This is a genomic window from Thermostichus sp. OS-CIW-26 (assembly GCF_054058395.1).
Genome location: NZ_JBSSAG010000016.1, coordinates 25,563 through 39,960, shown reverse-complemented (window position 1 = coordinate 39,960; position 14,398 = coordinate 25,563). Strand labels below are relative to the sequence as shown.

Sequence of the window (14,398 nt, the reverse complement as noted above, 5' to 3'; positions counted from 1 at the left end):
AGTGTCGGGAGGAATGCGGAAGTTATGATAGAACCATGACCCAAGTCCTGACCGTATCCTGCAAGCTCAAGGCGTCCCAGTCGCAAGCCGCCAAATTGGACGCGACTTTGGAGGCTTTTGGCCAAGCCTTGAATTGGGTCAACCAGAACACGCCGGAGAAGATCGTCAATGCGGTCAAACTGCAATCCCTTTGCTACTACGAGATTCGAGCCCGGTTCGGCTTGTCCAGTAACTTGGCCCAACAGGTCTGCAGACGGGTGGCCGGCGCTCGCAAAGTGGCGAGACAGCGCAACCGTCCAGTTAAAGAGTTCAAGCGTGGGTTCGTTACCTACGACGCACGCATCTTCTCGTTCCGTCAAAAAGACTGGACGGTGTCGCTGACCACGGTGGAAGGGAGAGAACGCTTTGAGCTAGCCATTGGTAACTACCAGAGGGGAATGCTGGCTGGCTCTAACCCCAAATCGGCCACCCTAGTCCAGCGGAAGGATGGCTCCTACTCCATCCAGATTTGCGTAGAGAAAAAGCCACCCAAGCAACAAGATACCGACAAGGTGATCGGGGTGGACTTGGGAAGGACAGATATTGCCCATACGTCAGAGGGGGACAACTGGAATGGACAGCAGTTGAACAGAGTCCGCGACCACTACTCCCGGTTGAGGGCGGTACTCCAACGCAAAGCCAGTAAGGGCACACGCAGTTCGCGGCGCAGATGCCGTCAACTGCTGCAACGGCTGTCTGGCAAGGAGAGACGCTTTCAAGTGTGGGTCAATCATCGCATCTCCAAAGCTATTGTCTCTAGGGCAAAAGCTACCAACAGCGCTATTGCTCTGGAAGACTTGACAGGGATCCGGAAAAGAGTCAATCAACAACCCCGCAGCAAAGCCGAGCGGCGCAGGGCCAACAGTTGGGCGTTTTATCAACTCCGTCAATTTTTGGAGTACAAGGCTCTGCGTGCAGGGGTTGCTTTGATTCTGGTGCCGCCTGCCTACACGTCGCAGACCTGCCACCGGTGTTTGCACATTCATCCCGACCCTGCGCAATCCTATCGCAGTGGCAAGTCGTTCAAGTGTGGGCACTGTGGATGGGAAGGGGATGCGGACTTTAATGGTGCGAATGTGATTGCGCTTTTGGGGGCTGTCGTAAACCAGCCTAGAGGTTCGGGCTTGTTTTGTTCTCTGGTAGAGCAGAACAGGTCAGGGCTACTGAAAGCCCGCTCCGTACCGCTTAGCGGTCGGAGCCGGGTAGTTTACGGCGCCAACAAAACTGGCCAGTTTGTGCGTATCCTCAATTTGATGCGGGAGCACATCCCAGAAGCCGACTCTGCCAGAGCCGCCTTTGCCCGCTTTTGGACTGCTGAGTACTTGGCCGGCGCCGATCCCGCAGATGGAATTGAATTTTTCCAGACCCGGCTGCGCCCCCTCTTTGAGACCAACTATTTCCGCCCCATTGGTGAGAGCGGTAACCCCGTTGACTTTTTCCCGGTGCTGGATTTTCCCTTCGTGCTTCTGTTTGGGCTGGAATTTTTGCTGCGCACGGTGGCCATCAGCCGCCGCTACACCGGCGTCAATTGGCTGGATGCCATGCTCTGGCGTTGGTACGATGTGCTGTTGCTGCTGCCCTTTTGGCGCTGGCTGCGGGTGATCCCCGTCACCATCCGGCTGGGACAAGCACAGTTGCTGGATCTGGAGCGGGTACGCGCCCAGGTGAGCCAGGGCTTTGTTACCAACTTCGCCGAGGATCTGACGGAAGTCATTGTCGTGCGGGTGATCAACCAAATCCAGGTATCCATTCAGCGGGGATCCCTGCCCCTGCTGCCGGCAGCGCGTACCCAGCGCGACTACATTGATATCAACAACACCAACGAGCTGGAGGCGATTGCCAACCTGGTTTTTCGCATTGTTCTCTACCGCGTTTTGCCCCAGGTGCAACCGGAATTGCAACAACTGCTCCGCTACAACCTGGATGGCCTGCTCAAGCAGTTGCCTGCCATGCAAACTCTAGAACAGCTTCCCGGCCTGGGATCCCTGCCTGGCCAACTGACGGAGCGCCTGGCCAACGAGCTGACCACCACCACCTACAAAACCCTGACGGGCAGTTTCGAGGATCCCGTCGGCTCCAAGCTGGCAGCGCAACTGATGCAGCGGTTTGGTGAGGTCTTGGCACGGGAACTCAGCCAGGAGCATGCTTCGGAAGAAATTCGCTCTCTCCTGCAAGACTTGCTGGAAGAGATCAAAATTAACTACGTCGAGCGGCTATCCCACGAGGATCTGGAGGAGGTGATGGAGCAAACCCGCCAGCTTCGGCAAAAGGCCCAGCAACTGGAGAAAGACCGCCGCCGATAGAGTTCGGGGGATTGGTTGACGAGGTTTCGCCAGTTCAGTAGGATAATGGTTCCAAGTCGGGCGAGTGGCGAAACTGGTAGACGCACCGCACTCAAAATGCGGCGGGAAACCGTGTCGGTTCGAATCCGACCTTGCCCATGCTCCTCAAATCTGTAGGGCTCGCCGCTTTCTGTGTTTGGTAGGTTGATCCGTCTTGCCTCTTCTCACAGGGGTTTGGTGATAGAACCAGCCAAGCCCTTCTGGAGCAGGGTGCCAGCGGGACGGAGTCCTTAGATAGGGCAGCCAGAATCGGGCTCATCCTGCATCCTAGAGATGAAGCTCTAGCCGCTAAACTGGGGAATCATGGATGCAACTTTGGAATCTTTCTTTGCCTCTGCCACCCAAATTGGGCTAGGTCTAGCAGGCTTGCTGGCTGTGCTCACCCTGCTGGCCTGGATCCGCAATTGGCCCTTGAAGTTTGCGCTGGTGGGCTACACGGCGTTTGCGCTGGTTTTAACGGCGGGATGTTTTGCCCTCAGCTTGGGGCCGATCTTTCGCTCCCGCATTCCCGGTGCTGCCCCCTACACCACCGTCTATGACCAAGGGGCGGATCGAGCGGTTATTGCTGTCAGCCCGGATATCACCCCAGAGCAACTGATCCTCACCCTGAAGCAGGCGGCCAGCGATTTGGGATCCCCGGGCCGCTTCTCCACCGGTTCGCCGGTGTTCACCTTGCGGGCCCGCACCGTCATCCATCCCGAGCCGGGAGTTTCCGAGCCGTTGCTCTTGGGCACGCTGCAACAGCCGTTGGGAAAGCGCCTGCGCACCCCAGAAGAACAACAGCAGCAGCAGATCCATCTAGAGGAAGAGGCCTTTGCCCGGCTGCTGAAGTTGGCCCAGGGTCAGGCTTCTGCCGCCTTGTCTGCAGAGGGAGCGGAAGAGCCAACCACCGGGATCCCACTTGCCCAGTCTTGAGCGCTGAGCCAGCGGCGCAGATCCTGTCCCACCCGGTCGGGGATCTCCCAGGGAAAGAGATGAGCCACGTTGGGATAGACAATGCAGGTGCAGTGGGGCAGGGCGCGGGCTGTGGCCAGGCTGCTGTTGGCGGTGATGTGGCGATCCCGCTCGCCGGCCATAAGCAGTACCGGGATGCGAATTCGGTGCAGATCTCCCTCGCGGTTGTAGCCCCGTTGCAAAGCGGCGCGCAGAGCTTGGCGAGCCTGGGGGGAGGTGTGCAGATAGGCGGGCAAGGCCATGTGCGCCAAATACCGATAGGCCGTTGGGGTCTGTTGCTGCATCAGGTAGCGGTAAAGGGAGCGACGGCCAAAGGTCTCGATGTTCCATTCCCAGCCGGGCCAAAGCCAGTTGAGCAGCGAGGCAACGCCGGTGTTGACCTGATCCCAAAAATCGGTGGGGGGATGGTTGCTGCGGGGGCAGGCGGCACTGGCCACCAAGACCAAACCCTTTACCCGCTGCGGCAGCCGCAAAGCCAACTCCAGGGCCAGGATCCCGCCCAAAGACCAGCCCAGCACCAGACACGCCTGCCAGCCCAGGCGATCCAGCAGCCGCTCCAAGTCCTCTAGGTGATCCTGCATCTCAAAGGGATCCGTCACCTGGGAATGCCCGTAGCCACGCAGATCTGGCGCCACACAGGGGTGGATCCCCGCCACTGCCTCTGCAAATACCGCCATGCAGTCGGCATTGCCCGGATGGCCGTGGAGCATCAAGATTGGGAGGGAGGGGATCCCTTTTCCCCAAGTACGGTAGTGGAGCTGCAGGCCCATCGCGTCAGCAGTGCAGTTCCCGACTGCTGTAGGCATAACACTCTGGATAGCATCTAGACAGCAGGGTTAGGCGCTGGCCGCCTTCTTCGGAGTGGGCTGGAGCTTTACCCCGTTGGGAATGCAAATTAAGTTTTGATCCAGCACCTGCACAAACCCTTTCGAACGCAGGGATCCCAGAAGACGAGTCACCGTCACGCGGGTGGCCCCAATGGCATCCCCAATCTGGGCATGGGTAAGGGGCCAGGGGAGATACATCCCTTGTTCACAGGGCTGTCCATACTCTTCGATCAACAGGCTCAAGAAGCCCCTGAGGCGATCGATGGCGCGCCGTTGGCCCAGATTTCCCAACCACAGCAGCTTCCGTTGCAGTTGCTGGCGGAAGTTTTCCTGAATCTTCTGGTGCAGATAGGGCCACTGCTCCAGATCCTGCCAGTAAAACCACATCACCGTGGTGCGATCGGCGTGGGTGCAGGCTTTCAACTCAAAGCGCTCTGGGTTGCTCAGCTCAAAAGGAAATCCAGCCGTGATGAACCCAACAAAGACCTCCCGCCGCTCTGGAGTTTGGCTGACCAGGCGCACCACTCCCTCTTGGGTGATGTACACCAATCCCGGACGAGTGGGAATGCGCACGTCTTTGGGAAAGGTGCGACAGCGGTAGTGCTCCTCGGCCCACTGGCAAAGCTCACGCCATTCCTGAGCCTCTGTTGCCGATGTGATGGAAACAAGTGACATGAGATCAACTTCCTGTCGCTCGAGCGACCTGATGGGTTTTACAGACTTTCCAGCTTTACCCGGCTGTAGGCTATGCAACGCTTCCGCGTTCGCGCCGGCGGTGCGGAGCACCTACACGTCAACGGGACGGAGTCTTAGGAAGATGGGGACGGAGAAACAGCAAGATACACACAAGAAGGCAAATACAAAGAGGAAGGAAACCGCAGGGTTTACTTTACCTTAGCTTCATAATGGCACTTGACCTCATAGGGTGACATTGTGTTCCTACTGATATTGTTCAAAAGGCTACGTCCAATAATAACCCCAAGAAGCCGTAAATTTTCAGATTCTGCCGCTGAACTCGGCTACCTGGGGGATCAGCGCAGATCATTGGGTCAGACTGGTGTATGTCTAAGGGCGGGTGTGGGGTGGTTGGGATGAATATTCTCATCAGCAACGACGATGGCATCCAGGCGGCAGGGGTGCGGTGTTTGGCGGCAGCGCTGGCCCAGCTGGGGGGGCACCAGGTAACGGTGGTCTGTCCGGATCGGGAGCGCTCGGCCACCGGCCACGCCCTGACGTTGCACAAGCCGCTGCGGGTGGATCCGGTGCGGGAGGGATTTCCTCCAGAAGTGCAGGCCTGGGCCTGTTCGGGCACCCCTTCCGACTGTGTCAAGTTAGGTCTGGACGGGCTATTGGATCGTCCTCCCGATTGGGTGATTTCCGGCATCAATCAGGGAGCCAATCTGGGCACCGACGTGCTCTACTCCGGCACCGTCTCGGCGGCAATGGAAGGGCTATTGGAAGGGATCCCTAGCCTGGCAGTAAGCTTGGCCAGTTTTACCCATCAGGATTTTCAACCAGCGGCCCAGGTGGTGCTGAAGCTACTGGAGAAACTGAGCCTGAAACCCCTGGGGGAGCCGATGCTGTTGAACATCAACGTGCCCCCCCTAGCGCTGGCTGAAATACGCGGCATGGTCTTGGCCCGCCTGGCCTGGCGCAAGTACACAGATCTCTACGAGAAACGGGTGGATCCCCGCGGCAAGGCCTACTACTGGCTGGCAGGAGAGGTGGTGGAAGAGGGGGTGGATCCCTGCTCGGACGTGCGGGCGGTTGCTGAGGGCTATGTGTCGATTACGCCCCTGCAGCCGGATCTAACGGCCTACGCGGCCTTCGATAGCCTACAGCGCTGGGGCCTCTCAGCTTTTGGCTCATGAATTTTAAGCCGGTGAGCTGGGGTCAGCGCCGAACAATGTCATCCCCTCCAAATTTTGGGTCGAACTCGGCGGGAAAGCGGGTGTTGGCACTGTAGATTGCCCCTTCCAGAAAAGCGCTCTTTAGGTTGTCCATCGACAGATTGGCCCCTCGCAAATCCGCCCCCGTTAGATCCGCCCCACTTAGGTCGGCGCCACGCAAATTGGCCCCACTCAGGTTGGCCTCGCCCATCATAGAGGAGACTGCGTAGAAACTGATACATTTACGCTGAACACTGCTGAACATCACTGTTCAACTATGCAGCGATAGCATTCTGTTTGTTTCCAACCAGAATGGCGGTATCCCGCAAAGCTTTGAGTAGAATACCCAAAGCGCAGTTTCCGTGTCGTCTTACTACCAATTTTCTGCTTTGCTTTGGCTACCATGTTGGCAGACTCGAAAGTAAACAGAAAGATCAACTGGTAGTAATCCGTACTGAACATATTATACATTATTTTCAGTATAGTTGAGCTTATTATTGACTAGAGTCATGCTCCCGTCAGCGCCAGCAATCGTTTCGCCACCCCTTCGGCAACCGGCATGACCGACAGTCGCGTGCCCCGTCGTACTACTTCCAGCTCCTCTGGGGTGAAGGTGTCTCGCAATTCAGCCAAAGGGATCAATCGCCCAAAGGCTGAGACAAACCGCACTCGCACCGTATGCCAGCGGGGATCCTCGCGGGTAGATTTGGGATCATAGTAGGGGCTGGCAGGGTCGAATTGGCTGGGATCCACCACGTGGGTTTCCAGGATCTCCATCAAACCGGCAATTCCGGGTGGCTCGGCATTGGAATGGTAGAAAAAGGCGCGATCCCCCACCTGCATGGCTTTTAGATAGTTGCGGGCTTGGTAGTTGCGCACGCCATCCCAGAGGGTTTGGCCTTCCCGCTGCAGATCCCAGATGCTGTAAACGCTGGGCTCAGATTTCATCAGCCAATAGTTCATGGGGCACTAGGCTCTGGGAGCAGATAAGGGGGAACAACGGGCAACAAACTCGACAAAGTTGCGCAGCATCTTCAAGCCGTAGGGGCCGGACTTTTCTGGGTGAAACTGGGTAGCAAACAAAGCGCCGCGGGCAATAGCGGCTACACAGGTTTGGCTGCCGTGTTGGGTGGTAGCAGCCACCCAGCTTGGGTCATTGGGCACTGCGTGGTAGGAGTGGACAAAGTAAACCCAGCTTTGATCCGGGATCCCTGCCCAAAGAGGCGATTGGGGTTGGGTAAGGTGCAACTGGTTCCAGCCCATGTGGGGGATACGCAAGCCCGGCTCCGGTCGAAAGCGCTGCACTCGTCCAGGCACAATGCTCAGCCCTGGCTCTGTTCCCTCTTCGCTGCTTTCGAACAAAACTTGCAGCCCAAGGCAAATGCCTAAAAAAGGCTGTTGCCGCTCCACAGCTTCCCGAATCGCTTTCCCAAAGCCCCGCGCCCGCAGCTGCTGCATGGCTGGGTCAAAGGCCCCATCGCCGGGCAGGACAATGCCGTCAAAAGCCGCTAGTCCAGTTGGCTCTGTTACTAGCTGCACCTCTGCCCCGGCACGCTCCAAGCCTTTGCAAGCCGAATGCAAGTTTCCGGCATCATAGTCGATTACCGCCAGGCGCACAGCTCCCATGGGATCCCTTCTCGTGAGGAGTTTAGGAGTCTATCAGTATAGTGGTTCTAACCCGTTTGAGCTGACTCATGGCTGTGGCAACGGCTTTGCACAATCCCACTCCGACCGATACTGCTCTGCAATGCTGCCGCGACCAGGTTGATTGGCCTGAAGCAGCTTACCTGCACATCCCTTTTTGTCGGCAGCGCTGCCACTACTGTGATTTTGCCACCGGCTTGGGCACCCGAGAGTTGATAGAAACTTACGTGCAAATGCTCTGCCGAGAGATCGGCAGCTCCTACCGCTACCGCCATCTGGCCGGGGATCCCAGACCGTTGACCAGCATTTTTTTCGGGGGTGGCACCCCTTCTCTGCTGACGGTGGAGCAACTAGGGCGGATCTTGACTCAATTGAGGGAGAGGATCCCGTTTCATCCCGACTGCGAGATTTCTCTGGAGGCCAACCCCGGCACCCTGACGCGGGAGCAGTTGGCGGGCTACCGGGAGCTGGGGGTCAACCGCATCAGCCTAGGGGTACAGGCATTTCAGCCAGAGCTGCTGGCCGCTTGTGGTCGCCTGCATGGAGTGGAGGAAGTTTACGAAGCCGTGGCCGACTTGCAGGCGGCGGGCTTTGAGAATTTCAACCTGGATTTGATCTTTGGGCTGCCCTACCAGACTTTGGAACACTGGCAGCAGTCTCTACGAGCTGTTCTTGAGATTAACCCCACCCATGTCTCCGTCTATGATCTGACGATTGAACCGGGAACCCGCTTTGGTCGGATGTACCGACCGGGAGATGCGCCTTTGCCCACCGAGGAAACCACAGTTGCCATGTACCTAATGGCGCGGGAGCTGCTCACCGAAGCGGGCTACATCCACTACGAAATCTCCAATTTTGCCCGCCCCGGCTACGCCTGTCGCCACAACCGAGTGTACTGGGAAAATCGCCCTTACTTTGGCTTTGGCATGGGATCCGTCGGCTACGAGGGTGGACGGCGCATTCAGCAACCCAAAACCCTTTACCACTACTTTGAGCAGGTGAAAGCTGGAGTCTACCCCCTCCCTCCTGAAGCATCCCCAGAGGAAGTTTGGATGGATACTTTGATGTTGGGGCTGCGTTTACAGGAAGGTCTGGATTTGTGCCATTTGCAAGAGCGTTTTGGCCGGGCAAAGGTCGAGCAAGCTTTGGAGAGGCTGGATCCCTATTTTGAGAAGGGATGGGCCAGTTGTGAGGCAGGCCGGCTACGGCTGATTCCGCCCGATGGCTGGCTATTTTCCAATGAGATTCTCAGAGACTTGCTGGCTTGATTCCGACGGTTACTTTCACAAGATTTCTCACCAGAGCCCCCTATCCCAATTGGCCGAAAACTCAAGCTTTGAGGAGCGTAGGCCATCACCATTTCCAGCAGCCATTAAACCCAACATTTCACAGATCCTGAGATCTCTAATCTTGCAAGAGGGGTTGAGGGGAAAGATACGGAAGCCCAGAGGATCCCTATCGATAGTTGACAAATTGCAGCGCCACCGGGTAGTCCTGCTGCCTAAGCATTTGAATGACCGCCTGTAGCTCGTCTTTATCCTTGCCGGAAACGCGCACCAGATCCCCTTGAATGGCGGGCTGCACCTTCTTAAAGTTGTCGCGGATTTGCTTGGCGATCTGTTTGGCCAGCGTGGCATCAATGCCCTTTTTCAGGTGAACCACCTGGCGCACTCGGTTGCCGCCGGCGCTCTCCGGGGGTTGGAAGTCGAAGATCTTCAGGGATAGACCCCGCTTGGCCGCTTTGGTAAGAAGCAGATCCCGAATGGAGTTGAGGGCCATGTCGTTGGCGGTGGTGATGGTCAGGGATCCCTCCTCCAGCTCAATTTCCGTCTGAGTATCCTTGAGGTCGTAGCGCTGTTTGATCTCCCGTCGGGCTTGATCCACAGCGTTCACCAGTTCCTGCCGATCGAAATCGCTGACGATATCAAATGAGTAGGTAGAGGCCATAAACCTTATCTTCGCTATCGTTCAGTATCTTAAGCCCTCAGCCAAGCAGGGATCCCTAACTCTCGGAGAAGCTACAACAGGTAGAGGGATCCCAGTCCAGATTTACGGAGAAGCAGGATGGCCGATGTTGTTTTAATTACAGGCGCCTCTGAAGGCATCGGCAGAGCTACTGCCTTTACCTTTGCCCGTGGGGGTTACCGATTGGCGCTGGCTGCCCGCACTGCCGAAACCCTGAAGCAAACGGCCATCGACCTGGAGCAAAGCCTCAACGCCGAGGTCTTGGCCGTTCCCACCGATGTCACGCAGCCAGAACAGGTGCAAAACCTGGTGGAGAGAACTCTGGAACGCTATGGCCGCATCGACTGCCTGATCAACAACGCCGGCATCTGCATGAGTGGCCCTTTTTTGCAAACCACCCCGGAGCACTGGCAGGCTTTGATGGCGGTCAACTTTTGGGGCTACCTCCACACCATCCGAGCCGTGCTCCCCGACATGTTGAAGCGCAAAAAAGGCCAGATCATCAACGTGGGATCCATTGGCGGCAAAATGCCCCTGCCCCAGATGAGCGCCTATTGTGCCAGCAAGTACGCGGTCAGTGGGCTGACGGAGGCGCTGCGTCTGGAACTGCAACCCCAAGGGATTCAGGTGATCGGCGTCCATCCGGGCATCGTCAGCAGCAATTTCCTCAAGCGAGCCATTTTTCTGGATGAGGTGGGGCCAGAGTCCTCTCCCGATGGCCACTCCCAAACCTCAGGTGGCAAAGCCCGCGAGCAAATGCAGCAGGCGCTGGAGAGTTTCTGGGCCAGCCAGCCGGAAGAAGTTGCCGAAGCCATTTGGGACGCCGCTCGCCAGTCCAAGTCAGAGGTGGTGGTGGGCATGGCCCAATGGGCGGTAGGAGCTTACACCCTCTTCCCCGGATGGGTCGGCTCATTGCTCCAGAATGTTCCTCGCTAGCCCACTGGATCGGTCGAGAGTTCTGGGGCGCTGGATGAGCGATTCTGCAGACCCAGCGATAGCAGGAAGAAGGCTAAACTTCGGTATAGTTTGAGGTACGGTTAAACACTGGTATTGACAGCGGAAGTATGGTTGAATCTGTGCCTTCTCCTTCCGGTACCCACCAGCACATCTTGATCGTGGAAGACCGAGATGGCCGCCGTACCCAGGTGCTGGGATCCGCCAAATACTTCATCGGTCGGGACTTGGCGAACGACATCTGTCTCAACTCTCAGTATGCCTCCCGCTACCACGCCATGCTGCTGCGGATTCCCGCCGAGCGAGAGGGAGAATATTGCTACCGCATTTTGGATGGGGATCTGGAAGGTCGCCCCAGCACCAATGGCTTGTTGATCAACGGCCAGAAATTGACCACCCACCAGCTCAAGTCGGGGGATGTGATCACCTTTGGCCCCGATGCCAAAGCCACCTACAAAATTGTTAAGGCTCCCTAGGCCCAGATCTCTGCAGAGCGTGCAATCGCCCCCCAATCAACAGCAGCAAGGCCAGCACCAAGGCCACCTCTGACAGCAAGGTTGCCAGCGCCGCCCCCTGCCAACCCCACCTTGGGATCCAAACCGCATTCAAAAGCCCATTCAGCCCCAGAGCCAGCAGTTGCAGACGGCTGCGGGGCCTTTGCAACCCTGCTCCAGTGAGCAGGTGAGATAGCAAAAGGTGGATCCCCTCTAGCAAAATGACCGGGCTGAGCCAGCGCAGGATGAGGGCCGTTTCCCGGTAAGCCGATCCCAGCACCCAGGGGATCCCGTAGGATCCCAGGGCCAGCCCCAGAGCGGCCAAACTGCCGTAGCCCACCACCCAAGGGAAAAGCTGCCAGGCGTAGCGCCAGCCTTGCGGAAGGCCCTTCTGCCCTTGGCGGCACAGCTCGGCAAAATGGCTGGTGAGCAGAGCAATCATCGGCGTTTGCGAGAAGTTGATCACCCGATAGGCAGCGCTGTAAAGACCCCCCGCCGCTGCTGAGGCCAAACGGGGCAAGAGCAGCTTGTCCAAATCGGTGAAGGTTTTCACCGCGGCCAGCCCCACCGCAAAGTCCCAGCCCGCTGTCAGCCGTTCCCGCAGATCTCTCCAGCTCAGGGCCAAGGGGGGAGAAGGCTCGCTCCACCGCCCCATCCCCCTCGCGATCAGCAGCAGCACGACCAACACCATCAGGCTGTACAGAATGGCCCATTGTGCCAGGGATCCCCAGCCTAAGGCCACCGCCAGCAATACTGCCCCCAATCGCCCCAGCGCCATGCCCGTGTCGATGAGGGCTACCCCAGCAGCCTGCTCTCTCCCGATCAGGATCCCCCTGTACACCTCTGGCACCGCGACGAACAGCAGATCGCTCAAAAGCAATACCCCCACCACCGCTGCCGGCGTCCCGGCCAGCCAAACGCTCAAGAGGGGCCACAACACCAGCGCCATCCCCCCACAGCCCAATCCCGCCAGCCATAAGCTGGGGCCAATCCCCTGGGTGCAAGTCAGGGATCCCTGCCGGCTGAGGCGCTGGATCAGCAGTTCCGATTGGCCCAAATAGCCAAACGGGGCGGCCAGGTTGCTGCAGGCCAAGATGGCGGAGAAAACCCCGAAGGCTTCCGGCCCCAACAGACGGGCCAACAGGATGAAATAGGCCCCGGACAACCCCAGGCGCAGGCCATTGCCCACCATCAGCCAGGCAGCCTGGCGTAGCCGCTGTTGTTCTGCTCTATCCACGCTGCCACTCCTGGACGAGGCTTGCCAGAGCCAGGGATACTGGATGGATGCTGAGACTGCCTGCCCGAGAGCGGGCATCTCCTCTCGATTTTGGGTGTATCGGTTGCAATTCTTCTGGCAATTTCATGGCCAAACTCTACCCCGTCAGCAACGCCGCGCGAAGCCCCCACACCTTGACCGGACGGGATCCGCAAGCCCTGTTCTCCCCCCATTCCAGACCGCCTGCCCCCCGCCGGGTGCTTCCCCCACCCCCGCCGGACGGCGGTAGTCCTCGTTGGCTGGGATCCCTGCCGACCAAAACGGTGGGGCAGGGCTATCGGGCCGTTGTCTTGCTCTTGCTGGCCAGCCTGCTGCTGTTCGGAGGGCTAGGATCCCGTCTGGCCTACCTGCAGTTGGCGCGCACCCAGTATTACCGCCAGTTGGCCGATACCAACCGCATTCGCCTGCTGCCCCAGCCGCCAGAACGCGGGCGCATTGTGGATCGCAACGGTGTATTGCTGGCGGGCAGCCGATTGTCCCACTCGGTCTTCCTCTGGCCTCTGGTGCAGTCGCGGCAGCGCTGGCAGGAGATGATCCCCAAGTTGGCAGACTACTTGAACATCGCCCCTGAGGAGATCGCCCAAAAGCTAGAACAGGCTGGATATCGTTCCCCTTTTCCCCTGCGCATCCTGCGCAACGCCAGCCCCCAGGTGGTCATTCAACTGGAGGAGATGAGCCGCGAGCTGCCGGGAGTGATGGTGGAGGCGGAGACGGTGCGGTTTTATCCCCACGGCGACTTGGCCGCTCATCTGCTGGGCTATACCGGCGAGATCTCGCAGGAACAACTGCGGGCGGATCCCAGCTATCGCCTGGGGGATATTGTCGGCCTGATGGGAGTGGAGGAATTGTTCGAGAACCATCTGCGCGGCCAATGGGGCGGGCGACAGGTGGAGGTGGACGCCATGGGAGAGGTGCTGCGGGTGCTGGGGGAACAAGCGCCCCAACCGGGCAACACCCTGCAGCTCACTTTGGATGTGCGGCTGCAGCAGGCGGCAGAGCGAGCCCTCGGCCAGCAAAAAGGAGCGGTGATCGCCATGGATCCCAGCGATGGCTCGATCCTGGCCATGGCCAGCTATCCCACCTTTGATCCCAACCTCTTTTCCAGCCGCATCACCCAAGCCCAGTGGGAGAGCCTGCAGCAGCAGGATTTTCCCTTCCTCAACCGCGGCCTGCGGCCCTATCCCCCCGCCAGCACCTACAAAATCATCACCACCGCTGCCGGGATCGAGTCGGGTGCCTTTCCCCCGAATACGGTGCTGCAGACCGGCCCCTACATCCAGGTGGGAGGGTGGCGCTTTTGGGACTGGAACCGGGCCGGCTTCGGGCGGCTGAACTACCGGCAGGCGATGGCCTACAGCAGCGACACCTTTTTCTACCAAATCGCCCTCGGCACCAAGGCTGCCCCTTTGCAAGAATGGTCGCGCCGCTTTGGGTTGGGACAACTGACCGGGATTGGCCTCAAAGGGGAAGCCGCGGGTCTGGTGCCAGATGCTGAGTGGAAGCAGCGCCACTGGCGCGAGCCCTGGTATGTGGGCGACACGGTCAACATGTCCATCGGCCAGGGATTTATTACCGCTACGCCGCTGCAAATGGCGGTGGTAACGGCGGCAGTGGCCAATGGGGGCTGGCGGGTGCGCCCCTTGCTCTCGCACCAGGTGATCCCGGAAAGCCCTGTGCCGCTGCGCCAAAAGGTAGGTCTTTCCCCTGCCACCCTGGAGATCCTGCAGCAGGGGCTGCGAGATGTCGTGGTTTACGGCACTGGCGGCAACGCCAACCTGGGGCCAGGATTTCCCCCAACGGCTGGTAAAACCGGCACTGCAGAGGATCCGCCGCGGCGATCCCACGCTTGGTATGTTGGCTATGCTCCCTACGACCGGCCCGAATTGGTGGTCGTGGTCTTTCTGGAAAACAGCGGCGGTGGGGGTGGATCACGGGCCGCTCCCATCTTTCGAGAGGTGATGCGGGCCTACTTCCGACCCGAGTCGTGAGCCCTAGCTTTCTGTCGGATCCGAGC

14 protein-coding genes, 1 tRNA gene and 2 pseudogenes are annotated in these 14,398 nt (G+C 58.7%); 9 read left to right on the top strand and 8 right to left on the bottom strand.

What is annotated here, in order from left to right; all coding sequences use genetic code 11:
* Positions 1-35 precede the first annotated feature (35 nt).
* The 4 genes and pseudogenes from ACVW0C_RS08275 to ACVW0C_RS08260 all read left to right on the top strand — a co-directional run bounded on the left by ACVW0C_RS08275 (position 36) and on the right by ACVW0C_RS08260 (position 3,296).
* Positions 36-1,228, top strand: a pseudogene (locus ACVW0C_RS08275) (RNA-guided endonuclease InsQ/TnpB family protein).
* A gap of 46 nt (positions 1,229-1,274) precedes the next feature.
* The gene (locus ACVW0C_RS08270) at positions 1,275-2,342 is read left to right on the top strand and encodes a hypothetical protein (protein WP_457384889.1); all 1,068 of its coding nucleotides are present in this window, start codon (positions 1,275-1,277) and stop codon (positions 2,340-2,342) included.
* Between the two features lie 58 nt (positions 2,343-2,400).
* A tRNA-Leu gene (locus ACVW0C_RS08265) sits at positions 2,401-2,480 on the top strand.
* Positions 2,481-2,684: 204 nt separating this feature from the next.
* On the top strand, positions 2,685-3,296 hold the full coding sequence (locus ACVW0C_RS08260) for a Ycf51 family protein (protein ID WP_457384888.1): 612 nt from the start codon (positions 2,685-2,687) through the stop codon (positions 3,294-3,296).
* On the opposite strand, the gene ACVW0C_RS08255 is transcribed toward ACVW0C_RS08260, so the two are convergent.
* Positions 3,224-4,141: an alpha/beta fold hydrolase gene (locus ACVW0C_RS08255; RefSeq protein WP_414424122.1), complete on the bottom strand. Its 918-nt coding sequence runs from the start codon at positions 4,139-4,141 to the stop codon at positions 3,224-3,226. The genes ACVW0C_RS08260 and ACVW0C_RS08255 overlap by 73 nt on opposite strands.
* Positions 4,142-4,171: 30 nt before the next feature.
* On the bottom strand, positions 4,172-4,837 hold the full coding sequence (locus tag ACVW0C_RS08250; RefSeq protein ID WP_457384887.1) for a Crp/Fnr family transcriptional regulator: 666 nt from the start codon (positions 4,835-4,837) through the stop codon (positions 4,172-4,174).
* Positions 4,838-5,253: 416 nt separating this feature from the next.
* Between ACVW0C_RS08250 and surE the strand changes: the two genes are divergently transcribed.
* Complete coding sequence (gene surE, locus ACVW0C_RS08245; RefSeq protein ID WP_457384886.1) at positions 5,254-6,033, top strand: 5'/3'-nucleotidase SurE; 780 nt, start codon at positions 5,254-5,256, stop codon at positions 6,031-6,033.
* Between the two features lie 22 nt (positions 6,034-6,055).
* On the opposite strand, the gene ACVW0C_RS08240 is transcribed toward surE, so the two are convergent.
* From ACVW0C_RS08240 to hisH, 4 genes and pseudogenes are all read right to left on the bottom strand, one after another.
* The gene (locus ACVW0C_RS08240) at positions 6,056-6,316 is read right to left on the bottom strand and encodes a pentapeptide repeat-containing protein (RefSeq protein ID WP_457384885.1); all 261 of its coding nucleotides are present in this window, start codon (positions 6,314-6,316) and stop codon (positions 6,056-6,058) included.
* Positions 6,317-6,326: 10 nt separating this feature from the next.
* A pseudogene (locus ACVW0C_RS08235) lies at positions 6,327-6,510 on the bottom strand (hypothetical protein); the annotation flags it as partial.
* A 48-nt stretch (positions 6,511-6,558) separates the two neighbouring features.
* On the bottom strand, positions 6,559-7,014 hold the full coding sequence (locus ACVW0C_RS08230; RefSeq protein WP_457384884.1) for an EVE domain-containing protein: 456 nt from the start codon (positions 7,012-7,014) through the stop codon (positions 6,559-6,561).
* A gap of 6 nt (positions 7,015-7,020) precedes the next feature.
* Positions 7,021-7,677, bottom strand: coding sequence for an imidazole glycerol phosphate synthase subunit HisH (gene hisH, locus ACVW0C_RS08225; protein ID WP_457384883.1), 657 nt, complete (start codon positions 7,675-7,677; stop codon positions 7,021-7,023).
* 68 nt (positions 7,678-7,745) lie between these two features.
* On the opposite strand from hisH, the gene hemW reads away from it, so the two are divergent.
* A complete protein-coding gene (gene hemW, locus ACVW0C_RS08220) occupies positions 7,746-8,963 on the top strand; it encodes a radical SAM family heme chaperone HemW (RefSeq protein ID WP_457384882.1) in 1,218 nt (405 codons plus the stop codon).
* Positions 8,964-9,150: 187 nt separating this feature from the next.
* Here the strand turns inward: hemW and ACVW0C_RS08215 are convergent, their stop codons facing one another.
* Entirely contained in the window at positions 9,151-9,642 is a 492-nt protein-coding gene (locus ACVW0C_RS08215; RefSeq protein ID WP_011432526.1) for a YajQ family cyclic di-GMP-binding protein, read from the bottom strand.
* A 117-nt stretch (positions 9,643-9,759) separates the two neighbouring features.
* On the opposite strand from ACVW0C_RS08215, the gene ACVW0C_RS08210 reads away from it, so the two are divergent.
* Positions 9,760-10,596, top strand: a complete 837-nt coding sequence (locus tag ACVW0C_RS08210) for an SDR family oxidoreductase (protein ID WP_457384881.1) — start codon at positions 9,760-9,762, stop codon at positions 10,594-10,596.
* A gap of 128 nt (positions 10,597-10,724) precedes the next feature.
* Positions 10,725-11,090 carry an FHA domain-containing protein gene (locus tag ACVW0C_RS08205; RefSeq protein WP_011432528.1) on the top strand — a complete coding sequence of 122 codons (366 nt, stop codon included), beginning with the start codon at positions 10,725-10,727 and terminating at the stop codon, positions 11,088-11,090.
* On the opposite strand, the gene ACVW0C_RS08200 is transcribed toward ACVW0C_RS08205, so the two are convergent.
* Positions 11,077-12,345: a lipopolysaccharide biosynthesis protein gene (locus ACVW0C_RS08200; protein ID WP_457384880.1), complete on the bottom strand. Its 1,269-nt coding sequence runs from the start codon at positions 12,343-12,345 to the stop codon at positions 11,077-11,079. The genes ACVW0C_RS08205 and ACVW0C_RS08200 overlap by 14 nt on opposite strands.
* A gap of 47 nt (positions 12,346-12,392) precedes the next feature.
* Here ACVW0C_RS08200 and mrdA point away from each other — a divergent pair, with 47 nt between their 5' ends.
* Positions 12,393-14,372: a penicillin-binding protein 2 gene (mrdA, locus tag ACVW0C_RS08195; protein ID WP_457384879.1), complete on the top strand. Its 1,980-nt coding sequence runs from the start codon at positions 12,393-12,395 to the stop codon at positions 14,370-14,372.
* Positions 14,373-14,398: the final 26 nt, after the last annotated feature.